The sequence below is a fragment of the Mycobacterium gordonae genome (genome assembly GCF_017086405.1).
Classification (GTDB): domain Bacteria; phylum Actinomycetota; class Actinomycetes; order Mycobacteriales; family Mycobacteriaceae; genus Mycobacterium; species Mycobacterium gordonae_D.
On the sequence record NZ_CP070973.1, the window covers coordinates 1,099,715 to 1,122,579 of the forward strand.

At 67.7% G+C, this 22,865-nt stretch carries 19 protein-coding genes and 4 pseudogenes; 12 read left to right on the forward strand and 11 right to left on the reverse strand.

The genetic code is table 11. The annotated features are described in order from the left end of the window. Positions 1 to 237: 237 nt before the first annotated feature. On the reverse strand, positions 238 to 507 hold the full coding sequence (locus JX552_RS04745; RefSeq protein WP_205876322.1) for a WGxxGxxG family protein: 270 nt from the start codon (positions 505 to 507) through the stop codon (positions 238 to 240). A gap of 262 nt (positions 508 to 769) precedes the next feature. Between JX552_RS04745 and JX552_RS04750 the strand changes: the two genes are divergently transcribed. Further along, positions 770 to 2,305: an FAD-dependent oxidoreductase gene (locus tag JX552_RS04750; protein ID WP_205876323.1), complete on the forward strand. Its 1,536-nt coding sequence runs from the start codon at positions 770 to 772 to the stop codon at positions 2,303 to 2,305. A 123-nt stretch (positions 2,306 to 2,428) separates the two neighbouring features. On the opposite strand, the pseudogene JX552_RS33640 reads toward JX552_RS04750, so the two are convergent. Together JX552_RS33640 and JX552_RS04760 are read right to left on the reverse strand one after the other, a co-directional pair. Beyond that, positions 2,429 to 2,776, reverse strand: a pseudogene (locus JX552_RS33640) (hypothetical protein); the annotation flags it as partial. Beyond that, positions 2,683 to 3,624: pseudogene (locus tag JX552_RS04760) on the reverse strand (glycosyltransferase family protein); the annotation flags it as partial. The pseudogenes JX552_RS04760 and JX552_RS33640, both read right to left, overlap by 94 nt. A gap of 159 nt (positions 3,625 to 3,783) precedes the next feature. Here JX552_RS04760 and JX552_RS04765 point away from each other — a divergent pair. Further along, complete coding sequence (locus JX552_RS04765) at positions 3,784 to 4,623, forward strand: glucose 1-dehydrogenase (RefSeq protein ID WP_205876324.1); 840 nt, start codon at positions 3,784 to 3,786, stop codon at positions 4,621 to 4,623. A gap of 1 nt (position 4,624) precedes the next feature. Here JX552_RS04765 and JX552_RS04770 read toward each other — a convergent pair whose 3' ends face one another. The 3 genes from JX552_RS04770 to JX552_RS04780 are packed head-to-tail and all read right to left on the reverse strand — an operon-like array spanning position 4,625 to position 7,103. Continuing rightward, positions 4,625 to 5,548: a ketopantoate reductase family protein gene (locus JX552_RS04770; protein WP_205876325.1), complete on the reverse strand. Its 924-nt coding sequence runs from the start codon at positions 5,546 to 5,548 to the stop codon at positions 4,625 to 4,627. 8 nt (positions 5,549 to 5,556) lie between these two features. Beyond that, complete coding sequence (locus JX552_RS04775; protein WP_205876326.1) at positions 5,557 to 6,714, reverse strand: enolase C-terminal domain-like protein; 1,158 nt, start codon at positions 6,712 to 6,714, stop codon at positions 5,557 to 5,559. Continuing rightward, complete coding sequence (locus JX552_RS04780; RefSeq protein ID WP_205876327.1) at positions 6,711 to 7,103, reverse strand: nitroreductase family deazaflavin-dependent oxidoreductase; 393 nt, start codon at positions 7,101 to 7,103, stop codon at positions 6,711 to 6,713. The genes JX552_RS04775 and JX552_RS04780 overlap by 4 nt, the downstream gene beginning before the upstream one ends. 59 nt (positions 7,104 to 7,162) lie before the next feature. Here JX552_RS04780 and hemL point away from each other — a divergent pair, with 59 nt between their 5' ends. The 7 genes from hemL to JX552_RS04815 are packed head-to-tail and all read left to right on the forward strand — an operon-like array spanning position 7,163 to position 14,445. Next, positions 7,163 to 8,494, forward strand: coding sequence for a glutamate-1-semialdehyde 2,1-aminomutase (gene hemL, locus JX552_RS04785; RefSeq protein WP_205878240.1), 1,332 nt, complete (start codon positions 7,163 to 7,165; stop codon positions 8,492 to 8,494). After that, positions 8,494 to 9,102 (forward strand): histidine phosphatase family protein, encoded by a 609-nt coding sequence (locus JX552_RS04790; RefSeq protein WP_205876328.1) that lies wholly within the window; start codon positions 8,494 to 8,496, stop codon positions 9,100 to 9,102. Before hemL ends, JX552_RS04790 begins: the two co-directional genes overlap by 1 nt. Further along, on the forward strand, positions 9,099 to 9,713 hold the full coding sequence (locus JX552_RS04795; RefSeq protein ID WP_205876329.1) for a TlpA disulfide reductase family protein: 615 nt from the start codon (positions 9,099 to 9,101) through the stop codon (positions 9,711 to 9,713). Before JX552_RS04790 ends, JX552_RS04795 begins: the two co-directional genes overlap by 4 nt. After that, positions 9,710 to 10,489 (forward strand): cytochrome c biogenesis CcdA family protein, encoded by a 780-nt coding sequence (locus JX552_RS04800; RefSeq protein WP_205876330.1) that lies wholly within the window; start codon positions 9,710 to 9,712, stop codon positions 10,487 to 10,489. The genes JX552_RS04795 and JX552_RS04800 overlap by 4 nt, the downstream gene beginning before the upstream one ends. Further along, positions 10,489 to 12,108: a cytochrome c biogenesis protein ResB gene (gene resB / locus JX552_RS04805; protein WP_205876331.1), complete on the forward strand. Its 1,620-nt coding sequence runs from the start codon at positions 10,489 to 10,491 to the stop codon at positions 12,106 to 12,108. The genes JX552_RS04800 and resB overlap by 1 nt, the downstream gene beginning before the upstream one ends. Beyond that, positions 12,105 to 13,079, forward strand: coding sequence for a c-type cytochrome biogenesis protein CcsB (ccsB, locus tag JX552_RS04810; RefSeq protein WP_205876332.1), 975 nt, complete (start codon positions 12,105 to 12,107; stop codon positions 13,077 to 13,079). Before resB ends, ccsB begins: the two co-directional genes overlap by 4 nt. 46 nt (positions 13,080 to 13,125) lie before the next feature. After that, the gene (locus tag JX552_RS04815; protein WP_431195920.1) at positions 13,126 to 14,445 is read left to right on the forward strand and encodes a MinD/ParA family ATP-binding protein; all 1,320 of its coding nucleotides are present in this window, start codon (positions 13,126 to 13,128) and stop codon (positions 14,443 to 14,445) included. A 7-nt stretch (positions 14,446 to 14,452) separates the two neighbouring features. Here JX552_RS04815 and JX552_RS04820 read toward each other — a convergent pair whose 3' ends face one another. Next, positions 14,453 to 14,608 (reverse strand): hypothetical protein, encoded by a 156-nt coding sequence (locus JX552_RS04820; protein WP_205876333.1) that lies wholly within the window; start codon positions 14,606 to 14,608, stop codon positions 14,453 to 14,455. A 46-nt stretch (positions 14,609 to 14,654) separates the two neighbouring features. Here JX552_RS04820 and JX552_RS04825 point away from each other — a divergent pair, with 46 nt between their 5' ends. After that, entirely contained in the window at positions 14,655 to 14,999 is a 345-nt protein-coding gene (locus tag JX552_RS04825) for a DUF4229 domain-containing protein (protein WP_205876334.1), read from the forward strand. Positions 15,000 to 15,143: 144 nt separating this feature from the next. Here JX552_RS04825 and JX552_RS04830 read toward each other — a convergent pair. The 3 genes and pseudogenes from JX552_RS04830 to JX552_RS04840 all read right to left on the reverse strand — a co-directional run. Then, positions 15,144 to 16,307 (reverse strand): annotated as a pseudogene (locus JX552_RS04830) (PE family protein); the annotation flags it as partial. Positions 16,308 to 17,190: 883 nt separating this feature from the next. Then, a complete protein-coding gene (gene fabH, locus JX552_RS04835; protein WP_205876336.1) occupies positions 17,191 to 18,204 on the reverse strand; it encodes a beta-ketoacyl-ACP synthase III in 1,014 nt (337 codons plus the stop codon). A gap of 60 nt (positions 18,205 to 18,264) precedes the next feature. Next, a complete protein-coding gene (locus tag JX552_RS04840; RefSeq protein ID WP_205876337.1) occupies positions 18,265 to 19,143 on the reverse strand; it encodes a 1,4-dihydroxy-2-naphthoate polyprenyltransferase in 879 nt (292 codons plus the stop codon). Positions 19,144 to 19,159: 16 nt separating this feature from the next. Between JX552_RS04840 and JX552_RS04845 the strand changes: the two genes are divergently transcribed. Beyond that, entirely contained in the window at positions 19,160 to 19,954 is a 795-nt protein-coding gene (locus JX552_RS04845; protein WP_205876338.1) for an S-methyl-5'-thioadenosine phosphorylase, read from the forward strand. Then, positions 19,951 to 20,982: an NAD-dependent epimerase/dehydratase family protein gene (locus JX552_RS04850; protein ID WP_205876339.1), complete on the forward strand. Its 1,032-nt coding sequence runs from the start codon at positions 19,951 to 19,953 to the stop codon at positions 20,980 to 20,982. Before JX552_RS04845 ends, JX552_RS04850 begins: the two co-directional genes overlap by 4 nt. A gap of 5 nt (positions 20,983 to 20,987) precedes the next feature. On the opposite strand, the pseudogene JX552_RS04855 reads toward JX552_RS04850, so the two are convergent. Next, positions 20,988 to 22,647, reverse strand: a pseudogene (locus JX552_RS04855) (DUF7937 domain-containing protein). Positions 22,648 to 22,865 lie beyond the last annotated feature (218 nt).

A 22,865-nucleotide genomic window follows, 5' to 3' on the forward strand; every position in this document is an offset into this window, starting at 1 on the left:
TGCGCGGGTAGCCGGCCAGATCGGGTCGAGACAGCTGGTGGTCTTGGCGAAGGAATGCCAATGCGTCGATGGGATCACCCTCCGTAGGCAGCAATCAGCTGTAGGACCCGCGTCGGCCCCGGCGAACCGACGTCGTTCTGAAAAATCAAGCCGCACCGAGCGATTCGAAATGATCGGCGCATAGGCAAACGCCCCCGGCGGCGGTGGACCGCTGCCAGAGGGCGTTTGGCGACAGGGCTACGCCGGGGGCCGGCGAGTCGCGGCAGGTTGGACGGCGGCGTCGGTGTTGTTGCGACGCTTCAGCCCGGCCAGTCCGGCCAGACCCAGGAGGCCGGCGAGGCCCCACAGGCCGGTGTTGTCACTCTCATGAGTGTTGTTGTCGGTGTCGGCCAGCGTGGTGGTCGTCGACGACGGCACCGGTGCTTGCTCAACGGAGGCGTTCGCGACGCCTGCGCCACCAAGGGCGAGTGCGGCGGTTGTGCAGCAGACTGCAAGTGTCTTACGCATTGGGGTTGTACTCCTTTCGGCCGCGAACGACCGGAAACGAATTCGAACCAGTTTGATCTGGCCCGTTGGACGGCGACGCAAAGCAGATCACTCGGGCGCCGCGGTGCACTGGTACCCGGCAGTTCGCCGCTGAAACATCGGCGCATGAGATCGACGAACCCGAAAAAGGCTGTCGCTCCGTGAAATATACGACCTTGGACGGACGCGCCAACGCCTCGCGGCCTGCCGTTTCGGTCCAGGGTCTCGGGGTACTTCGTATGCCATGGTGTCACTGTGGTTGGACGACCGCGGCAACCCGCCGTGGACTGGCAGGACCTCCGGCAGCGTCGAAGGATCCGCCGACGCCGTGGTGGTCGGGGCCGGTATCACCGGCTTGATAACGGCGGTGCTGCTGGCGCGGGCCGGTGAGGACGTACTGGTGCTGGAAGCCAGAACGGTCGGGGCCGGAGCTAGCGGGAACACGACCGCGAAGCTCAGCCTGCTGCAGAGTACTCATCTGAGCAAAATTCTTGCGCGGCATGGCAAGGCCACCGCCAAGGCCTACGTCGAGGGCAATCGCGAGGGGATGGAGTGGGTGTTGCACCACTGCGACACTCACGGAATCGATGTGCAGCGCGAGGACGCCTACACCTACGCCCAGTCGGCGCGGGGCGTGCCGTCGGCGCGTGCGGAATGGCTGGCCTGCGGTGCCGTCGGCCTGCCCGTCACATGGGACGACCGTGCCGACGTTCCTTTCTCGTTCTACGGCGGGGTTCGTCTACCAGATCAGGCGCAGTTCAATCCGGTCCCGTTCCTAGACAGCCTGGTCATGGAACTGCTGGATCGCGGCGGGCGGCTGGTGGAGGGCGCACGGGTCCGCAAAGTGGCCGGAAGCGGGGACGGGCTACGGCTGCACGTCGACACCGGTGCGGGAGAACCGACCGACGACGGTACCCAGGCGGACGCCGAGGTCTTCGCGCGACAGCTGGTGCTGGCGACCGGCATCCCGATTCTCGACCGCGGCGGCTACTTCGCCAGACTGAAAGCGAGTCGCTCCTACTGCATGGCCTACCAGGTGCCAGGGTCGATTCCTCGATCGATGATGATCTCGGCCGACTCGCCGACCCGTTCGGTCCGCTACGCCCCCACCGACGACGGGGAACTTCTGATCGTCGGTGGAGCGGGGCATCCGGTGGGTCGCCAGAAGAGCCCGTCGGTGGCGCTCGCCGAACTCGACGAGTGGACCGGAAGGCACTTTCCCGGTGCGGCGAAGACGCACTACTGGTCGGCGCAGGACTACACACCGATCGATCAGCTGCCGTATGTGGGCCCGATTCTGCCGAGCAATGAAAAAATCTTCGTTGCAACGGGTTTCAACAAGTGGGGGATGACCAATGGCCCGGCCGCCGCGCTGGCGCTGTCCAGCCGCATCCTGGGTGGCCGGATGGACTGGGCAGGTGCGTTCGCGAGCTGGAGCCCACACGAACTGGCTGGAATGACAACGGCTCTGAGCGCCAACCTGGAGGTCGGGTTCAACCTGGCCCGCGGCTGGGTCACTCCGGCAACGCGAATCGGGCGCCGGGACCCCAGGCCGGACGAGGGCGGTGTAGTCAGCGGGCCGCCGTGGAACTTGCAGGCACGATGCGTGGTCGACGGTGTCGAGCACGTGGTGTCGCCGGTGTGCACCCACCTTGGTGGCATTGTGAATTGGAACGATACGGACCAGGCGTGGGAGTGCCCGTTGCATGCTTCGCGGTTCGCTCCGGATGGAACATTGCTTGAGGGTCCGGCGACCACGGACCTGACTCGGTCTAAGTGATTTCGGTCCGCACGGGACGCCCACCGGCTTCGCGGTAGATAAGACCGTGGTCCTCGAAGGAGCCCACCAGCCTTCCATCGGCGTGTGGACCGTCGTGAGCATCGGCGTGGACAGCATCGGAGCCATCGCCACCGGAAGGTAATGCAGGCTGTGATTGTGAATAACGTCGAACTGGCCGGCTCCCGGTCCGGCAAGCCAAAGCATCAGCGACAGGTAGGCGTGGTGGTCGGCCATGAAATCGACTGCAGGCATGGACACGTCGCGCCGGGCCGACTCCGAGAAGTCGAGGTATCGGACCACCAGCTGTCGACATCGCGGTCCGGGTGCCGAGCCCGCGGCGGCGAACAGCGAGACGTGATGTCCCCGGGAGGACAGTGCGTGAGAGACGCGGCTGCCAACGACTCCCGGTCCAATCCTTGCTCGCCGAAGCCGAAACTCTCGCAGGGACGTTGCTGGTCGTAGTAGCCGCAGCGGGGCGCCACCACCGCGGTTCCGAGGTCGAAGCAGGCTTCCAGCCAGCCGGAGTGGGTGCCGAACCGATACGGCAACACCGACACCCTCAACGATGCCAGGTAGTCCCAGAGTTGATCGTCAGAGAAGTAGGGGTGCGCCCGCACGTCGACGTGCTCGTAGCGATCGTATTTCAGCAGCGCCAACGCCGTCTCGGGTGCAAACCAGTGATTGCCGGGATCGAACATCTCGTCGTGGAAGTCGATCTGCAGCACCGCGCCGGGCAGCGTCGACGAGATCTCGACCAGCGCTTCGACAACCGGCAGCGGATCCATGTTGGCGCGCAGGCTCTTTGCGTGGATGCCGACGACGAATTCTTCGTCGGCACGAGGGCGCTCGATGTGGTCCCTGCTGAGCACACGCGGATGCGGAAGCACGTGCGCAGGTCGTTGCCAGCGCTGATGGATCGCCTGCGCAGCACCGGGGGTCAGAGTGATGAGTTCAACCGCCGCGGCCACCAGCACATCCTGTTGCCCGGCGTGGTGGTCGGGTTCGGGGTGGTGTGGGTTACGCAGATCATGCACGGTGTACACGAGTGGCTTGTCGTGCATCGTCAATTCCTGGATCACGCTGCTCAGCGCGTCGGGCCCGATCGCGTCGAAACCGAAGTGAACGTGGAACACGTCGAATCGGTCGTGGTTGTCCGTGACCCAACCTGGCTCCAGCATGAGTGGCGGCCACCATCCCCCAGGTACCGTACGTCCGTCTGCAGGCGCTGGATCATTTAGTCGTACGACACCATCACCATCCGGATCGGCGAGGTGACGGACGTAGACATGAGATGCCGGTACCGAGGCGATGCGCAGCAATGACGTCCTCCCCGCGAGTGTCAGGAGATCAACGCGCTCCTGTGCTTGAAGAACGTGCCTGACCGAGATACCCCCGAGTCGCCGCGTCAAACAGAAGTTTCAATTGGTTTATCGCTGCGGGTATCGGCTATGCGCTGCGATCGAGGAAAGGAACGATTCGTGGGATTCGCCGAACAACAACAACCCGTGCCGGGCGTTCAAGCGCAAATGGATCCGGTCCCCGACTGCGGTGAGAACAGCTATGTCGGATCCGGGAAGCTGACCGGCAAGAGCGCGGTCATCACCGGAGGGGACAGCGGGATCGGCCGCGCCGTCGCGATCGCGTTCGCCCGCGAGGGAGCGGATGTGTTGCTGGCATATCTGAACGAAGACGACGACGCGCGCGATACCGCCGGACACGTGCAGGAGGCCGGGCGTCAGTGCGTCCTGATGCCTGGCGACCTCTCCGACCCCGCACATTGCCGCGCCGTCGTGGACCGGGCCGTAACGGAATTCGGCCGCATCGATGTGCTAGTCAACAACGCCGCGTTCCAGATGACGCACGAGAGCCTCGACGAGATCTCCGACGAGGAGTGGGATCACACGTTCAGGCTCAACGTGGGGGCATATTTCTATCTCGCCAAGGCGGCCCTGCCGCACATGGGTGCCGGATCGTCGATCATCGGCAGTTCCTCGGTCAACTCCGACTCGCCGAATCCGACGCTGGCGCCGTATACGGCGACCAAGGCGGCCATCGCCAACTTCTCCGCCAGTCTCGCCCAAATGTTGGGGCCCAAGGGTATCCGTGTCAACAGTGTCGCGCCCGGACCCGTCTGGACGCCGCTGATCCCGGCGACCATGCCCCCCGAGAAGGTGAAGTCGTTCGGGGACAACGTCCCGCTGGGCCGGGCGGGGCAGCCCGCGGAGTTGGCTCCGGTTTACGTGCTGCTGGCCTCCGATGACGCCAGCTACATCTCCGGTGCCCGGGTGGCAGTCACCGGGGGCCGGCCCGTTCTGTGAGTCACGTTTGCGTCCAACGCTTCTCGATTGCCTTGACCAGAGATGTGAGTGTCGCGTTCACCGGGGCGTCGACACCGACCCGTGCCCCCTGGCGAGGTACGGCTCCGTTGATGAAGTCGATCTCGCTGACCCGGCGCGCTTCGTGATCCAGTAACGCCGAGGGTTTGGCGTCGGGCATTGCGGCGCCGAAGGCACGGACGTGTTCGCCGGGGTCGACGACGCTGATGTCGATATCGGAGGCGAACGCCACCCGCCACGCTTCTTTGGCCGCCGCACGGCTGACCGGGCCCATGTCCGGGTCGTCCATCACCTGGCCGACCGTCATTCCGGTCAGCGCGCACGGCGCGCTGTAGGCGACGTTGCAGATCAGCTTCTCCCACTGCATGGCGGCGATGTCGGTGACTGCCGCGGCGTCGAAGCCGGCCTCGGCCCACACCCGCGCTATCGACTCGACCGTCGAATGCGACAGCCCCGAATAGGGGCCGAAACGCATGGCGCGCATGGCATTGTGGTGCACATGACCGGGCGCCACCCGGGCAGCGCCGAAACCGCTGGCGATCCCGACGGCCAGGCGCTGCTCCCCGACGATGTCCGCGACGGTCTCCGCCGAACCCAGGCCGTTCTGGATGGTCAGCACCGAGGTGTCCGCGCCGAGCATCGAAAGAGCCTGCTGCGCAGCGGATGTCACGTCAGCGGCCTTGACGGCCAGGACGATCAGGTCCATCGTCTCGGCTGGTGCGGCGGTGCCGGCCCGCAGCTGCACCGTCCGGTCATACCCCGGTCCGGTGATACGCAGCCCGCGCCGGGCGATCTGGTCGATACCGGGTTGGTAGCGGTCGACGACCAGCACGTCGTTGCCCGCGTCGGCCAGTTTCGCGGCATAGATCGAACCCATTGCACCGCAACCGATTACCGCAACCTTCATCTGCGCTCCTACGCTGTCAGCTCGACGATCGCCTCAGCCAGGCCCTTCTTGCCCTCCAGCCCGAAGCCCGGTGCGTCCGTCGGCGCGATCCTGCCATCGTGCAGCACGCAGGCGTCGGAGTACCCTCCGAAGGGCTGGAACACGCCCGGGTAGGACTCGCACCCGCCCAGACCCAACCCGGCCGCGATGTGCAGATTGATCAGATGGCCGCCGTGAGGATAGGCGAAGCGGCGGTCGAAACCGTGTGCCTCCAGCACCGCCAGCATCCGCCCATACTCGGTGAGGCCGTAGCTCAGCCCGGCGTCCATCTGAAAAATGTCGCGGCCCGGCCGCATGCCGCCGTAGCGGACCAGGTTGACCACGTCGGGCACCGAGAACAGGTTCTCTCCGGTGGCCACGGCACCGCCGTAGCAGTGCGTCACCGCCTGGTTCAGTGCGTAATCCAACGGATCGCCCGGCTCTTCGAACCAGCGCAGCCGATAGCCGGCCAGGACCGCGGCCCACTCGGTCGCTGTGGACCGGTCGAATCTGCCGTTGGCGTCCACCGCGACTCTGCCGCCATCTCCGACCACGTCGATGACGGCCTCCATCCGGGCCAGATCCCCGGGCATCGGCGCGCCGCCGATCTTCATCTTCACCGCGCCGTAGCCGAGGTCGAGGTAGGACCGCATCTCGTCGCGCAGGGTCTCGAGGTCGCCGTTCGGGTAGTAGTAGCCACCAGCGGCATAGACCGGGACCGAGCTCAGCGGGACCCGCCCGAACCGCCGCGCAATCGTCACGTAGGCGGGTTCGCCGTCGAGTTTGGCGTTGAAGTCCCAGCACGCCAGTTCCAATGCGGCGGCCGCGGCGGCGCGATCACCGTGCCCGCCGGGCTTCTCGTTACGCAGGGCGCAGGCCAGCACCGCCGCCGGGTTCAGCCGGCCCGAGTCATCCAGCAGGGTGTCCGGGGGTGCGGCGAGCACCCGCGGAATCATCCGGTCGCGCAGGATGCCGCTCTGGGCGAATCGCCCGATCGAGTCGAACGCGACCCCCGCCACGCGCCGGCCGTCGTGGACGCCGATCAGTGCGACCAGCGAGACGGTGTGGCCGGCGAAATTCACCAGCGCGTTGGCCGCGCTGCCGGCAAGAGCGACCGCTTGCTCCCGAATCTCCGTGAGATGCGTCACTCGGCTTTGGTGAGCAGCACGGCTTCCTCGAACGGCAGCCGGGCGAACACGCGCTTGGCGCTGGTGACGTGCGGCGCAGCCTCGAGCTTGCTGACGACCCGCGGATCGGTGACGCCCACCGTCCTGCCGTGGCGGCGCAACCTACCGCCTCCGGCGGCCTTGATGTTCTTCAGCCAGTCGCGGTTCGGGCCGTAGGTCAGCAGGATCGCGTAGCCGGGCCTGCCGTCGATGTCGGCGTTGAATACCACCAACGGGGTGCGATAGGGGGTGCCGGAGCGCCGGCCGACGTGTTCGAGAATGCCGTGCAGCGGGATCCGGCCGGCCCACATTCGCTGGATGGGATTGGTGACATGCCGGTTGAACCGGGCGAGCCGTTGAGGAAATTGCATGACCTCAACTCTTACACCCTGTAGTTGAACCTGTCGGCGTGGCTGGGACACTGGTCGCCATGGGGTCCGAGCGGCTATCAGACCAGGCAACCGCGCAGGTGCGCGCCTCGGCGCAGCTGTTCTCCGATGCCTGCGCGGTGATACCCGGCGGGGTGAACTCGCCGGTGCGGGCGTTCTCCGCCGTGGGCGGCACGCCGCGCTTCATCACCGAGGCCCACGGTTGCCGTCTCACCGACGCCGACGGCAACAGCTATGTCGACCTGGTGTGCTCCTGGGGGCCGATGATCCTGGGCCACGCGCACCCGGCCGTCGTCGACGCCGTCGCCAAAGCGGCCGCCGGCGGGCTGTCCTTCGGGGCCCCGACGCCCGCCGAGACCGAGCTGGCCACCGAAATCATCGGCCGGGTCACCCCCGTCGAGCGGATCCGGTTGGTGAACTCCGGCACCGAGGCGACCATGAGCGCGATCCGGTTGGCGCGTGGTTTCACCGGCCGACCCAAGATCGTCAAATTCTCCGGCTGCTATCACGGGCATGCGGACGCGCTGCTGGCCGATGCGGGCTCCGGGGTGGCCACCCTGGGGCTGCCGTCCTCGCCCGGGGTCACCGGCGCGGCCGCCTCCGACACGATTGTGTTGCCCTACAACGATATCGACGTCGTCCGAGACACCTTTGCCCGGTTCGGCGAACAGGTCGCCGCCGTCATCACCGAGGCCAGCCCCGGCAACATGGGCGTCGTTCCACCAGCGCCGGGGTACAACGCGGCGCTGCGCGCCGTCACCGCCGAACACGGCGCCTTGCTGATCTCCGACGAGGTGATGACCGGATTCCGGGTGAGCCGAAGTGGTTGGTACGGAATCGACCCCGTCGACGCGGACCTGTTCACCTTCGGGAAGGTGATGAGCGGCGGCCTGCCCGCCGCAGCTTTCGGCGGCCGCGTCGAGGTGATGGAGCGGCTGGCTCCGCTGGGGCCGGTGTATCAGGCCGGCACGCTGTCGGGTAACCCGGTGGCGATGGCGGCTGGGTTGGCCACCCTGCGCGCTGCGGACGACAGCGTATACGCCGCGCTGGACGCCAACGCCGACCGCCTGGCCGCGCTGCTGGCTGACGCATTGACCAATGCCTCTGTGCCACATCAGATCCCACGGGGCGGCAACATGCTCAGCGTGTTCTTCACCGACGCGCCGGTGACCGACTTCGCCGCCGCGCGGGCCAGCCAGACCTGGCGTTATCCGGCGTTCTTTCATGCCCTGCTCGATGCGGGCGTCTACCCGCCGTGCAGCGCCTTCGAAGCGTGGTTCGTCTCGGCCGCGCTGGACGACACCGCCTTCGAGCGGATCGCTGACGCGCTACCCGCCGCGGCCGCGGCCGCGGCACAGGAGGAACAACCCTGATGGCCGAACAGACCCGGGTCCACGTCATCCGGCACGGCGAGGTACACAATCCCGGCGGCATTCTCTACGGCCGGCTGCCGGGCTTCCGCCTGTCGGATAACGGCGCCGCGCAGGCCGCCGCCGTCGCCGACTTTCTGGCCGACCGCGACATCGTCGCGGTGATCGCCTCGCCGCTGCAGCGGGCGCAGGAAACCGCCGCCCCGATCGCCGCGCGGCACAACCTGCCGATCGACACCGACCCCGACCTGATCGAGTCGGCCAACTTCTTCGAAGGCCGCAAGGTGAGCCCGGGTGACGGCGCCTGGCGTGACCCGCGGGTGTGGTGGCAATTGCGCAATCCGTTCACCCCGTCCTGGGGAGAGCCGTACAACCAGATCGCCGCCCGGATGGCGGCCGCGGCGGACAAGGCGCGGTCGCGCGCCGCCGGACATGAGGCGGTCTGCGTCAGCCACCAGTTGCCGGTGTGGACGTTGCGCATGCACGTGACCGGGCGGCGCTTGTGGCATGACCCGCGGCGCCGGGAGTGCGGCCTGGCGTCGGTGACATCGCTGGTCTACGACGGCGACCGGTTGGTCGACGTGGAATATGCGGAACCGGCGGCCGGATGAGGCTGCGGTTCCATCTGATCGTCGCGACGATCCTGGCGGGGCTGCTGACCGGTTGCTCCGGGCGCGACGCCGTCGCGCAGGGCGGCACGTTCGAATTCGTCTCCCCGGGCGGCAAGACCGACATCTTCTACGACCCGCCGGACAGCCGCGGCCGACCCGGCCCGCTGTCCGGGCCCAGCCTGACCGAACCAGCCAAGAACATCTCGCTGAACGACTTTCCCGGTCAGGTCGTCGTCATCAACGTGTGGGGCCAGTGGTGCGGCCCGTGCCGGGCCGAGATCGGCCAACTGCAGCGGGTCTACGACGCGACGCGCGATGCGGGCGTCTCGTTCCTCGGCATCGACGTCCGCGACAACAGCCGTGAGGCGGCCCAGGATTTCGTCAACGACCGGCACGTGACCTTCCCGTCGATCTACGACCCGCCGATGCGCACCCTGATCGCGTTCGGCGGAAAGTATCCGACCACCGTCATTCCGTCCACGCTGGTGCTGGACCGCCAGCACCGGGTGGCCGCGGTGTTCCTGCGCGAGCTGCTCGCCGAGGATCTGCAGCCGGTGGTGCAGCGGCTCGCCGCTGAGTCCCCGGCCAGGGCGAGTTCGGCAGCGCAGTGACCGGTTTCGCCCACATCGCCTCCGCCGGGCCACTGGTGGTGGCCCTGGGAGCCTGCGTGCTGGCCGGGCTGTTGTCATTCGCGTCGCCGTGCGTGGTGCCGCTGGTGCCGGGCTATCTGTCGTATCTGGCCGCGGTGGTGGGCGTTGACGACGCGGACAACCCCGGCACGCTCAAGGCGCCGCCGGCCGCGCGCTGGCGGGTGGCCGGATCGGCGGCATTGTTCGTGGCCGGGTTCACCGCGGTGTTCGTGCTGGGCACCGTCGTCGTACTGGGAATGACGACCACGTTGATCACCAACCAGTTGTTGCTGCAGCGGGTCGGCGGCGTGCTGACCATCGTCATGGGATTGGTGTTCGTCGGACTCGTCCCGGCGCTGCAGCGTCAGGCGCGGTTCAGCCCGCGTCAGCTGACCTCGGTGGCGGGGGCTCCGCTGCTGGGCGCGGTGTTCGCGCTCGGCTGGACGCCATGCCTGGGGCCCACGCTGACCGGGGTGATCACGGTGGCCTCGGCGACCGAGGGCGCCAACGTCGCCCGCGGGATCGCGTTGGTGATCGCTTACTGCCTGGGATTGGGCATCCCGTTCGTGTTGTTGGCGTTCGGCTCGGCCAGCGCCGTGACCGGGCTGGGCTGGCTGCGCCGGCACACCCGGGCGATCCAGGTGTTCGGCGGGGTGCTGCTGATCGCGGTCGGGGCCGCACTGGTCACCGGGGTGTGGAACGACTTCGTGTCGTGGCTGCGCGACGCCTTCGTCTCGGACGTCAGGCTGCCGATCTGATGGCGCTCACGCCACGGACGCTCGCGGGGAAGGTGCGCAACACCTGGCGGTCGCTGACCTCGATGGGCACCGCGCTGGTGCTGCTGTTCCTGCTGGCACTGGGCGCGATTCCGGGAGCGCTGTTGCCGCAGCGCAGCCTCAACGCCGGCAAGGTCGAGGAGTACTTGCACGCGCACCCGTTGATCGGGCCGTGGCTCAACGAGTTGCAGGCCTTCGACGTGTTTTCCAGCTTCTGGTTCACCGCCATCTACGTGCTGCTGTTCGTGTCGCTGGTCGGCTGCCTGACTCCACGGATCTTTGAGCACGCGCGCAGCCTGCGTGCCACCCCGGTAGCCGCGCCGCGCAACCTGGCCAGGCTGCCCAAGCACGCCGAAGCCCGAACCGCCGGCGCCCCCGACGTCCTGGCCGCCACCGTCACCGACCGGTTGCGAGGCTGGCGCACCACCACCAGGCGCAGCGGCGCAACCGTCGAAGTGTCCGCCGAGAAGGGTTACCTGCGCGAATTCGGCAACCTCGTCTTCCACTTCTCGCTGCTTGGCCTGCTGGTCGCGGTGGCCGCCGGCAAGCTGTTCGGCTACGAGGGCAACGTGATCGTCATCGCCGACGGCGGGCCGGGATTCTGCTCGGCCTCGCCGGCGGCGTTCGACTCGTTCCGCGCCGGCAACACCGTCGACGGCACGTCGCTGCACCCGATCTGCCTGCGGGTCAACAACTTCCAGGCCAACTATCTGCCGTCCGGGCAGGCCACCTCGTTCGCCGCCGACATCGCCTACCAGGCCGGGGACGACCTGACGTCCAACACCTGGCGGCCCTACCGCCTCGAGGTCAACCACCCACTGCGCGTCGGCGGCGACCGGGTGTATCTGCAGGGGCACGGCTACGCCCCCACCTTCACCGTGACGTTCCCCAACGGTCAGACCCGCACCTCGACCGTGCAGTGGCGCCCCGACAACCCACAGACCCTGCTGTCTTCCGGGGTGGCGCGCATCGATCCGCCCGCCGGCAGCTATCCCACCGCCGAGGAGCGCCGTCAGCACGAGATCGCCATTCAGGGCCTGCTGGCGCCCACCGAGCAGCTCGACGGCACGCTGCTGTCGTCGCGGTTCCCGGCGCTCAACGACCCGGCCGTGGCCATCGACATCTACCGCGGTGACACCGGTCTGGACACCGGGCGGCCCCAGTCGCTGTTCAACCTGGATCCGCGATTGATCGAACAGGGGCGATTGACCAAGGAGAAGCGGGTCAACCTGCGAGTAGGCGACCTGGTGCGTATCGACCAGGGCCCCGCCGCCGGCACCACGGTCCGTTTCGACGGCGCCGTGCCGTTCGTCAACCTGCAGGTCTCACACGACCCCGGCCAGATCTGGGTGCTGGTCTTCGCCATCGCCATGATGGCCGGGCTGTTGGTCTCGCTGCTCGTCCGCCGTCGCCGGGTGTGGGTTCGCCTGACACCCGTGGCCGGCACTCCAGATACGGTTGACGTCGAATTGGGCGGCCTGGCACGTACCGACAACTCCGGATGGGGCGACGAGTTCGAGCGGCTGACCGAGCGGTTGCTGGCCGGTTTCGGCGAAGTCCCAGACGCCGAACGAGCCGAGACGAAAGTGGATGTCACATGAACACCCAGCACATCAACATCGGCCTGGCCCGGTATTCCGACTGGGCGTTCACCTCAGCGGTGGTGGCACTGGTGGTGGCGCTGCTGCTGTTGGCCTACGAACTCGCCTACGTCCGCGCGCGCAAGCTCGAACCCGTCGGCGTGCCGGCCGGGACGGTGACCACCGACAGTGCCGGCCCCGGCATCGTGGCTGAGACACCGCAGCGGCCGCTCGACGAACGCGTCGGGCGCGCCGGCCTCGCAGTGCTCTACCTCGGCATCGGTCTGCTGTTCGCCTGCATCGTGCTGCGCGGCCTGGCCACCATGCGGGTGCCCTGGGGCAACATGTACGAGTTCATCAACCTGACTTGCATGTCGGGGCTGATCGCCGGCGCGGTCGTACTGCGCCGCCCGCAGTACCGGCCACTGTGGGTGTTTCTGTTGCTGCCGATCCTGATTCTGCTGACCGTGTCCGGACGTTGGCTTTACGCCAACGCCGCACCGGTGATGCCTGCCCTGCAGTCCTACTGGCTGCCCATCCACGTGTCGGTGGTCAGCCTCGGCTCGGGGGTGTTCATGGTCGCCGGCATCGCCAGCATCCTGTTCCTGCTGCGCACATCGCGATTCGGCGAACCGGATGCCCAGGGGCGACTGCCGAGGCTGGTGCAGCGGTTCCCGGACGCCCAGACGCTGGATCGGATCGCCTACCGGACCACGATTTTCGCTTTCCCCGTATTCGGCTTCGGCGTCATCTTCGGGGCGATCTGGGCGGAGGAAGCGTGGGGCCGTTACTGGGGATGGGACCCCAAGGAAACGGTGTCTTTCATCGCGTGGGTGGTGTACGCCGCTTACCTGCACGCCAGGTCGACCGCGGGATGGCGGGATCGCAAGGCGGCCTGGATCAACGTCGCCGGGTTCGTCGCCATGGTCTTCAACCTGTTCTTCGTTAACCTGGTGACGGTCGGCCTGCACTCCTACGCGGGCGTGGGCTGACCCGATAGCACCAAGGGCACCAAGGGCACAAAGAGGGGGAGTCGGAGTGTCAGAGCATCCAACGCCGGGCGGGGGAATGCCGCGGGTTCACCCGGGCACAGGAGAAGGCGGCCCGAACGTCAGTCCGGATCAGCCGACCGCGGAGTTCAAACCGGCAGCCGACCCCGTCGGCGAGGCGCCTACCCGGGCGTTCAGCGGGTTCCGCACCGAGCGGCGGACTCCCGCCACCGAGCCGGGCCCGTTACCGCACCAAACCGCCGAACTCGAGCGTCCCCAGTGGGATGCGGGCCCGACGACCGGCCCGGTGACCGGTGTCACGCGGGTGGACCCGACGGCCTACGGCGCGTACTACCCGGGACCGGCCGAGACCCCCAGCACCCAGGAGCGGCCCCAGTTCCGCCCGGAGCCGCTGCCGCATGCGCCGTACCCGGAGTTGTCCACCACCGTGTTGCTGCGGCCGGTCAAGCCGCCGCCGTCGGAGGGCTGGCGGCGGGCGCTCTACGTCCTCTCCGGTCAGCTGATCAACCTCGGCGAGGGTCCGCGCGCCATGCGGCACAACAACCTGGTCGCCCAGATCAACCGGCCGTTGCGTGGGTGCTACCGCATCGCGGTGCTGTCGTTGAAGGGCGGTGTGGGCAAGACCACCATCACCGCCTCCCTGGGCTCCACCTTCGCCTCGGTGCGGGGCGACCGGGTCGTTGCGGTGGACGCCAACCCGGACCGCGGCACGCTCAGCCAGAAGGTGCCGCTCGAAACGCCCGCGACGGTGCGGCACCTGCTGCGGGACGCGGAGAGCATCGACCGGTACAGCGACATCCGCGGCTACACCTCGCAGAACGCGGACGGCCTGGAAATCCTGGCCTCCGAAAGCGATCCAGCGGTGTCCGAGGCCTTCAGCGGTGACGACTACACCCGCACCCTGGACATCCTGGAACGGTTCTACGGCCTGGTGCTCACCGATTGCGGGACCGGGCTGCTGCATTCGACGATCCCTGCAGTGCTGGCCAAGGCCGACGTGCTGATCGTCGTCGCGTCCGGTTCGATCGACGGTGCCCGCCTGGCGTCGGCGACGCTGGACTGGCTGGAGGCGCACGGGCACGAAGATCTGGTGCGTAATTCCGTTGCGGTGGTCAACGCGGTGCGGTCGCGCTCCGGCAAGGTCGACATGGACAAGGTGATCGACCACTTCGCACGGCGCTGCCGCGCGGTGCGGGTGGTGCCGTTCGACGCGCACCTCGAAGAGGGCGCCGAAATCAGCTTGGACCGGTTGAAACGGGACACCCGTGAGGCCGTCGCCGAACTGGCCGCGGTGGTCGCCGACGGGTTTCCGGCCGACCAGCGGCGCGCCAACCCGAACTTCGTCTAGCTGCGTATCAGCGCGGCTTGTTGTCACCCAATCGGCGCAGAAACTCCGGATCGTCGTCGGGCCCGATAACGCGGGTCTTCGGCGGGCTTGCCTGCGACCGCGCCGCGCGCCAGCCGAGATAGATCAACGTCCCCAGAACAAGGACGACGAGCAGGTAAAGCACTCGACACCTCCTTTGAGCAAATATACCCGCGCCGTAGGCTCAGGCTGTGCCAGAAGCGCCTAACGACAAGATCAGTGACGGTTCTGCTGCGGGCCGGGGCGTCGTCGCAGTCCTGCTGTACGTGACGGCCCGGCTGCTGTTGTTCGTGGTCGTCACCGCGGTGATCTACGGGCTTGCGCGCCTTCTCGGGCTGACCGACTTCCCGCTGTTCGTAGCCGCGTTGGGCGGTCTGATCATCGCCATGCCGTTGGGCATGTGGGTGTTCAGCCCGCTACGCCGGCGCGCGACTGCCACGCTCGCGGTGGCCGGTGAGCGGCGGCGTCAGGAGCGTGAACGGTTGCGGGCCCGGCTGAGCGGCGAGGCCGTGGCCTTGGAGTCGGACAAGGAATAGCGAGAACTAGCGGGCTGGTGATGCCGGTGGACATCGCGATGTGCGGCGCTTGGGACGCTGACCCGCTCTTCATCGTGGCTTCACCGGGACAGTCGCCGAGTGTGAGGGTAGCTTCACACTCGGCGACTGAACCAACGAGGTCTATCCCACTCCGTTGCGCCCCGGTTGTCCGAACAAGATCCCGGCCAACCCGCCTAAGCCTCCGCCGTAGGTGCCCAAAGCCCCCGTCCCGGCATTTCCGCCGTTGCCGCCATTTCCGAACAGTTCGGCCGGAGCGCCGCGTCCGCCCCTCCCACCGACGTCGGTGGCGCTTGACCCGCCGGCCCCCCCGGCGCCCCCGTCACCGAACAGACCAGCATTTGCGCCATCACCGCCCCAGCCCCCAAGGTTCACACCAGTCCCGCCGGCTCCACCGGCGCCGCCATGACCGATGAGCCCGGGGTTGCCGGCAAAGCTGATGCCCCCGCCGGTACCGCCCCAGCCCCCAACTAAGCCGGACCCGCCCGCACCACCGGCTCCACCGCCGCCGCCGAACAGCCCACTCAGCGCACCACCCACACCCCCCCGTCCGCCCCATCCTCCGATTGCGATGGCCCCGCCGTCCCCGCCAATCCCGCCGCGACCACCGCTGCCAAATAGGGAGACGGCGTTGCCACCGGCCCCACCGAACCCGGCAAAGGGGCCGACTCCCGTGGTGGCCCCGCCGGCCCCCCCGGCGCCGCCGTTCCCCCAGAGCCAGCCGCCGGCCCCACCAGCACCCCCAGTGCCGCCCTCAGCGACGGCCGAGATACCGCCCGCCCCGCCGGCCCCACCGTTGCCGATCAAACCGGCGGATCCGCCGGCCCCGCCGGGCAGGCCGGCGGCGCCCGACCCGCCGGCCCCACCATTCCCGAAGAGCCACCCACCCGCACCGCCGGCCTGCCCGGTGCCAGGGGCTCCGGCCGCACCGTCGCCGATCAGCGGGCGCCCGGTCAGTGTCCGCACGGGCGCGTTGATCGCGTCCAGCAGGTTCTGCATGGGCCCGGCGTTGGCGGCCTCCGCGCTGGCGTAGGCCCTGGAGCCGGCGTTCATCAGATCCACGAATTGGGCATGAAACACGGCAGCCTGGGCGCTCAGCGACTGATAAGCGCGGCCGTGCGCAGAAAACAGCGCAGCGATCGCCGCCGACACCTCGTCCTCCGCCGCGGCCAGCACCCCCGTCGTCGACGCGACCGCGTCCGCGTTGGCCTGCCGTAGCGCCGTATTCAGACCCGTCAAATCCGCAGCCGCTTCGGTCAGCAACTCCGGCACTGCAATCACAAACGACATGAGACCCCTTCCCATTGGTAGGCAACCCGACTGACGGTCGCTGCCTTAGCAATAAATTGCGACCAGCAGTCAATGCATTTAGTCCGCGGCGCCGAATTCGATTTAGCAGGTGGAAGATTAGCTTTACCGCAAGAGCTGGTCAAGCGTTAATTTGAAATTCATCCAGCCGCGCACCCGCGGACTTTAGCAACGCGGATAGAACTACTTTGTGGAGACTCTCCCAGACGTACGGCGATTTGCTGATAGCGCCGTCTGGCGCTCAGCCGGAGAATGATTCAAGACGCGGGCCGAAACAAACTGCAGCTTTGTGCCCCGAAGGTCACTCCCGACAAATGTCGAGTTCAAGCCGATTTTTGCCATGAGTGAGCACTTATCTTGTCACTCACTCAACAATTTGCAGATCTTACCCGCGGACTCGTCGTCACCTATGAATGGATGGATAGCTAGAGATCAATATCGTTGCCCGCTTTCAACGGCGTTCTAGCCACGGCTAATAACCGGGAAAACGCAGCAACCCATGCGATATGTTTAGTTGGCCTATTTTAGGTCAGTTCACACTTTGTCAGGCTCGGACATCAATATCGTCAGTTGCTCCCGGCCGTCTCGTCAAGGGGATGGCGAGAAGTAGAAACTGGCCGGCATTGGTTGGGCAGGGCGGTTAGTCTCAACACACCGGCCGCCACCTGCTCGAATGACTGACAGCATGGTTGGCGCCCGTCTCAACATGAGAAATGACCGAGAGAAAAATGACCGAGCGAGAAATGACATCGACCAGCCCAGGTAGCCCCAGGCGGTGCCCCCTGAGCGACCCGGTCACCATCGAGATCCTGGACGCATGACAGCACAACACCAACGCTCCCAGCGCGGCGTTGGGACTGACGGGTCAGTCGCTGTGCAGCGGCATCCGCACGACCTGGGCGGCGTAGGTGAGACCCGCGCCGTAGCCGATCAGCAGGGCCAGGTCGCGCGGTTTGGCCGCCCCGGTGTCCATCAGTTCGGCGATCGCCAGCGGTATGGACGCCGCCGAGGTGTTCCCGGCTTGCTCGATGTCGTTGGCGACGACGGTGTCCGGTCGCAACTGCAGGTTCTTGACCAGCAGATCGTTGATCCGGGTATTGGCCTGATGGGGTACGAACACGTCGATCTGGTCGGGCCCGACGCCGGCGGCCTCCAGCGCGCGCCGACCGACGTCACCCATCTTGAACGCCGCCCAACGGAATACCGCCGGGCCTTCCAGCCGCACGAACGGGCGTGGACCACTTGGGTTCTGCGCGAACGTGATCCAGTCGATGTCCTGCCTGATCGCGCTGGACTGTTCGCCGTCGCTGCCCGCGATGGTCGGACCGATGCCTTGAAACGGTGTCTCTCCGACCACCACCGCGGCGGCGCCGTCGGCGAAGATGAAGCAGTTGCCGCGGTCGTGCATGTCGATCGTGGGGGACAGTTTCTCGGTGCCGACGACCAACATCTTGCGGGCGCCCCCGCCACGGATCATGTTGGTCGCCGTACTGAGCGCGTAGCCGAACCCGGCGCACCCCGCCGAGATGTCGAAGCCGAGCACGTCTTTGGCGCCCAGCGCCGCGGCAACCATCGGGGCGGCCGGCGGCGTCTGCAGGAAGTGGGTGTTGGTGGTGACGATGACGCCGTCGATATCGGCCGCGGTCAGGTCGGCGTTCTTCAGGGCCCGTCGGCAGGCCTCGGCCGCCATCGAGGCGGCGGATTCGTCGTCGGCGGCGAACCGTCGGGTCTTGATCCCGGTGCGTGAGTAGATCCATTCGTCCGACGAGTCGATGTTCTGGCAGATCTCGTCGTTGGTGACGACACGTTCGGGACGGTATGCCCCGACACTGAGTAGCCCGATGTTCGTGGGGCCATTGGCCGTGGCGATCTCCGTCATTAACCGCCTCCTTCCCGCCGCCGCCGCAACGTCCCTGATGCCGCCGGGGCGTGATCGACTCTAGGCGTGCCCGCTGTGCGCCAGCGCGGCGGCCACGGCGACCGACCACACCACCATGGTCAGACCCGTGTCACGCAGCACCGGGATCAGCTGCGGCCCGCCGTGGCCGGATCGGACCGGTCGGTCGGCGCGCAGGGCCAACGGCGCGGCCATCAGTCCCGCCGCGCACCACGGCGTCGCGAGCAGCAACACCAACGTCAGCAGCGCCGGGACGATCAGCAGCGTGTGGTACAGCACGCGGGTACGGCCGTCGCCCAGGCGAACCGCCAGGGTGATCTTGCCGGACTGGGCGTCAGTGGGAATGTCACGCAGGTTGTTGGCGACCAGCACCGCCGCCGACAGTGCTCCGATGCCCACCGCCAGCACCAGGCCCACCCAGTCGACCCGCAGGGCCTGCGTGTACTGCGTGCCCAGTACCGCGATCAGGCCGAAGAACACGAACACCGCAACCTCGCCCAGTCCGGAGTAGCCGTAGGGCCGCGACCCGCCGGTGTAGAGCCAGGCCCCCAGCACCGACACCGCCCCGACCGCGACCAGCCAGGGCGCGCTGGCCAGCGCCAGCGCCAGGCCCGCCACACAACTAGCGAAAAGGCTCACCAGTGCCGCCGTCAGCACCGCCCGCGGGGCCGCGCGCCGCGAACCCACCAACCGCATCGGGCCGGCCCGCTCGTCATCGGTGCCGCGGATGCCGTCGGAGTAGTCATTGGCGTAGTTGACGCCGACGACGAACGACAGGGCCACGGCCAGTGCCAACAGCGCCTTCCACCACACCGCGCCGTGCAGCCACGCCGCCGCGCCGGTGCCGGCGATCACGGGGGCTACCGCGTTCGGCAGCGTGCGCGGGCGGGCTCCGGAGACCCATTGGGCAAAACTGGCCACCACCGCATCCTGCCCTATGCATAAGATTGCGCGGGTGCTCGGAGTGATTGGCGGTACCGGCTTCTATACGTTCTTCGATTCGGGCACCCGCACCGTGCACCCGGACACCCCCTGGGGTGAGCCCAGTGCCCCGGTCACGATCGGCGCCGTCGGCGGTCATGAGGTCGCCTTCCTGCCGCGCCACGGCGCCAAGCACGAATATTCGGCCCACACCGTCCCCTACCGGGCCAACATGTGGGCGTTGCGGGCGTTGGGTGTCCGGCGGGTGTTTGCCCCCTGCGCGGTCGGCAGCCTAGACCCTGAACTCGGGCCGGGCGCGGTGGTGGTGCCCGACCAACTCGTCGACCGCACCAGCGGCCGGGCGGACACCTACTTCGATACCGGCGGGGTACACACCAGCTTCGCCGATCCGTACTGCCCGACGCTGCGCGGTGCGGTCACCGCCCAGCCCGGCGTCGTGAACGGTGGCACGATGGTGGTGATCCAGGGTCCCCGGTTTTCCACCCGCGCGGAGAGCCAGTGGTTCGCCGCGGCCGGGTTCGGCCTGGTCAATATGACTGGCTATCCGGAGGCGATCCTCGCGAGAGAGCTCGAATTATGTTATTCAGCAATAGCTTTGATCACCGACGTGGATGCGGGCGTGGCCGTCGGCGAAGGTGTGAAAGGTGTCGATGTGTTCGCTGAGTTCGGCCAGAACATCGAGAAGTTCAAGCAACTGGTGCGCACCGCGATCGGCGGCGTCGCGGCCGAGCGCACCTGCACGCATTGCCTCCGGCACGCCGGGGTCCCGTTGCCCTTCGAGCTGCCATGAGGGTGCTGCTGACGGGAGCGGCGGGTTTCATCGGGTCGCGAGTGGATGCGGCGCTGCGTGCGGCCGGCCACGAGGTGGTGGGTGTCGACGTGTTGCTACCCGCCGCGCACGGACCGGATGCCGTGCTGCCGGATGGCTGTCACCTCGTCGACGTGCGCGATGGCGATGCCCTCGCTCCGCTGCTGGCGGGAGTGGACCTGGTTTGTCACCAGGCGGCAATGGTGGGTGCCGGGGTGAACGCCGCCGACGCGCCCGAGTATGGCGGCCACAACGATTTCGGCACGACGGTGTTGTTGGCGCAGATGTTCGCCGCGGGTGTGTCGCGGCTGGTGCTGGCGTCGTCGATGGTGGTCTACGGGCAGGGTCGCTACCGCTGTCCGGAGCACGGGGTGGTCGACCCGCAGCCGCGGCTGCGCAGCGATCTGGATGCCGGGGTTTTCGAACATCGTTGCCCGCACTGTGGCGAACCGGTCGGCTGGCAACTGGTGGACGAGGACGCGGCGCTGCGGCCCCGCAGCCTGTACGCGGCCAGCAAGACCGCGCAGGAGCATTACGCGCTGTCGTGGTCCGAGGCCACCGGCGGTTCAGTGGTCGCGCTGCGCTACCACAATGTGTACGGGCCGGGCATGCCGCGCGACACGCCCTACTCCGGGGTGGCGGCCATCTTCCGCTCGTCCCTGGAAAAGGGGGAACCGCCGCGGGTCTTTGAAGACGGTGGCCAGATGCGTGACTTCGTGCACGTCGACGACATAGCCGCCGCCAACCTGGCCGCGACAAATGCGGATCGGGGCGGTTTCATCGCGGCCAACGTCTGCTCGGGGCGCCCCATCGCGATCCGGGAGGTGGCCGCCGCCCTGTGCCGGGCGCGCGGCGATGAGCTGTCTGCGGTGGTCACCGGGCAGTACCGCAGCGGGGACGTGCGACACATCGTCGCCGACCCCGCCCGAGCGGCCGAGGTGCTGGGATTCCGGGCGGCCGTGGAACCGGCGGTGGGATTGCGCGAGTTCGCGTTCGCTCCGCTGCGGTAGCCGGCCTACGGCCGGCTGTTCGGCGGCCGGAAAATCCTGGGCCGCACCGGTCCGGTGGTCTCGCCGGAGCGGAAGATCCGGGGTGCAGGTCCCGGTGCGGACAACACTGTGGTGGGCGCCTCGTGCTGGGTCTGCGCGGCTCCGAACTGGGTTGTCCTGGCCTCCGAAGGCGGCGGGGGAGTGCCGGGGCGGGTGGGCACGGGTACCGGCGGGCGGGTTTGCGCCGCCGGGCGCTTGACCGCCCGCCTCCGGCGCAGCGGCCGCCGGATCTGTGCCGCGATGACGACCGCCACCGAGATGAACAAGGCCAGACCGCACAGGGTGACATCGAAAGTGCTGGTGATCTGCTGGGCGAGGTCGTTGCCGTAGACCGGACCGAGGGAAACCTGTTCAAAGCGCGGGGCAAGCACGACGCCGAGGATCACCCGGGAAATCGTCAGGGTGACCACCAGGCCGCTCAACGCCGTGATCAACCGCGACTGCAACGTTCCGGACCTCAGTCTGGCGCGAAGCCACAGCGCCAGCGCGGCGGTCGTCACGTCGAAGGTGGCCAGCGTCAGGGAGTTGTACGGGAAGGAGGGGTAATTGAGCAGCGTCGCGACAACAAGGTCGGTGACCCGCATCAGCGCCGAACCCAGACACCAGACGACGATCAGCGTCAGGCATTTGCGGATCGCGTTGCGCCACACCTCACGGTCATTGCGCACCTGCGGCGGGCTGAACAGCGTCAGCGGCACGAACAGGGCCGCTGCCGCCGTCCAGGCCAGGTATCCCTCGTAGCCCAACCGGCGGTCGACGTGTTCTGCGCGATGCCGTGGAACGCGTCGATCTCGCGCCCGCCCGGAATCACCCACACCAGCATTCCGGCGGCCAGCGACGAGACGCCCAGAGCGAAGACAGCGAACCGCGACGCCGGGGTGTTGCGCAGGATCCAGCGCGAGGCCACCAGCACGGCCACCAGCGGCACCAGGCCGTAGACGACCGCGCTGAGGATGACGGTGGTGTTATGGGTGCCGAAAGACTCCGAGCCGCCGGCGTTCTGCAGCGCGTAGCGCACCCGCCAGCACAGGTTGAATCCGGCGCTCAGTGACGCGCCGAACATCGAGACATAACCGAGCAGCCGGGCGCCGCGTAACGTCCTTTCGTGGTGTCCTTCGTCGGTGGTGGGGCTAGTGAGCGGCGGTTGCGCGGCGAGCAGCGCGCCGGCGGTGCCCAGCCACCCGCCCGGCCCCACACCGCCAGGCACCTGGGTGGTGCCACCCAACAGGATCGATTCGACCACGTCGTAACCGACGAAACCCGCGACCAGCAGCAGATAGGGAATGTTGAGCAGGAGCCGGAGCCGCGCGCCGGCGGCCGGATCGGTTTGTCTCTTTGCTATCAGGAGTGAGGCCACCGATAGCAGCGTCACCAGCGCCAGCAGCCCCCACCACACCATGCTGCTGTCAGGGATTCTCAGGCCGAAGTACAGGTTCCATGGAAACAACACGGCAAGCAGCAGCAGGGCGAACGCGGCGAGGTCGCGGAATGCGTTGCGCCGTTGCGTGAGAGAACCTGACGGCTGTGGACCCGGGCCGGGCCGGTTCGCGCCAGGCCGGCCGGGCGGGCCCTGTCGCGCGCCCGGATCGGGCCCGTCGGCGTGTCGTCGGTGTTCAGGCTCACGATGCCCCCCGGGGATCGAGGTCGGGTATTGCTGAGACAGGTCTTTCGGCGTCGCGCGGGAACCCCCTGCCAGTCCCGCTGCGTTGTTCCCTTGCGAACATATTCTCCATTCGGATGTGCGGCAGTGGCTGTGAACAAGTTATGAACGTGGGCGGGATCGTTGGTGAGTGTCCGTGGGGGTGGGAATCCGATTACGCTGCGCTCATGGGGGTTGCCTTAAC

Excerpts from the sequence above, each read along its gene's own strand:
- JX552_RS04745 (WP_205876322.1), bottom strand. The coding sequence starts at position 507 with ATGCGTAAGACACTTGCAGTCTGCTGCACAACCGCCGCACTCGCCCTT.
- JX552_RS04750 (WP_205876323.1), top strand. The coding sequence starts at position 770 with ATGGTGTCACTGTGGTTGGACGACCGCGGCAACCCGCCGTGGACTGGC.
- JX552_RS04770 (WP_205876325.1), bottom strand. The coding sequence starts at position 5,548 with ATGAAGGTTGCGGTAATCGGTTGCGGTGCAATGGGTTCGATCTATGCC.
- JX552_RS04780 (WP_205876327.1), bottom strand. The coding sequence starts at position 7,103 with ATGCAATTTCCTCAACGGCTCGCCCGGTTCAACCGGCATGTCACCAAT.
- hemL (WP_205878240.1), top strand. The coding sequence starts at position 7,163 with ATGGGGTCCGAGCGGCTATCAGACCAGGCAACCGCGCAGGTGCGCGCC.
- JX552_RS04790 (WP_205876328.1), top strand. The coding sequence starts at position 8,494 with ATGGCCGAACAGACCCGGGTCCACGTCATCCGGCACGGCGAGGTACAC.
- JX552_RS04795 (WP_205876329.1), top strand. The coding sequence starts at position 9,099 with ATGAGGCTGCGGTTCCATCTGATCGTCGCGACGATCCTGGCGGGGCTG.
- resB (WP_205876331.1), top strand. The coding sequence starts at position 10,489 with ATGGCGCTCACGCCACGGACGCTCGCGGGGAAGGTGCGCAACACCTGG.
- ccsB (WP_205876332.1), top strand. The coding sequence starts at position 12,105 with ATGAACACCCAGCACATCAACATCGGCCTGGCCCGGTATTCCGACTGG.
- fabH (WP_205876336.1), bottom strand. The coding sequence starts at position 18,204 with ATGACGGAGATCGCCACGGCCAATGGCCCCACGAACATCGGGCTACTC.
- JX552_RS04845 (WP_205876338.1), top strand. The coding sequence starts at position 19,160 with ATGCATAAGATTGCGCGGGTGCTCGGAGTGATTGGCGGTACCGGCTTC.
- JX552_RS04850 (WP_205876339.1), top strand. The coding sequence starts at position 19,951 with ATGAGGGTGCTGCTGACGGGAGCGGCGGGTTTCATCGGGTCGCGAGTG.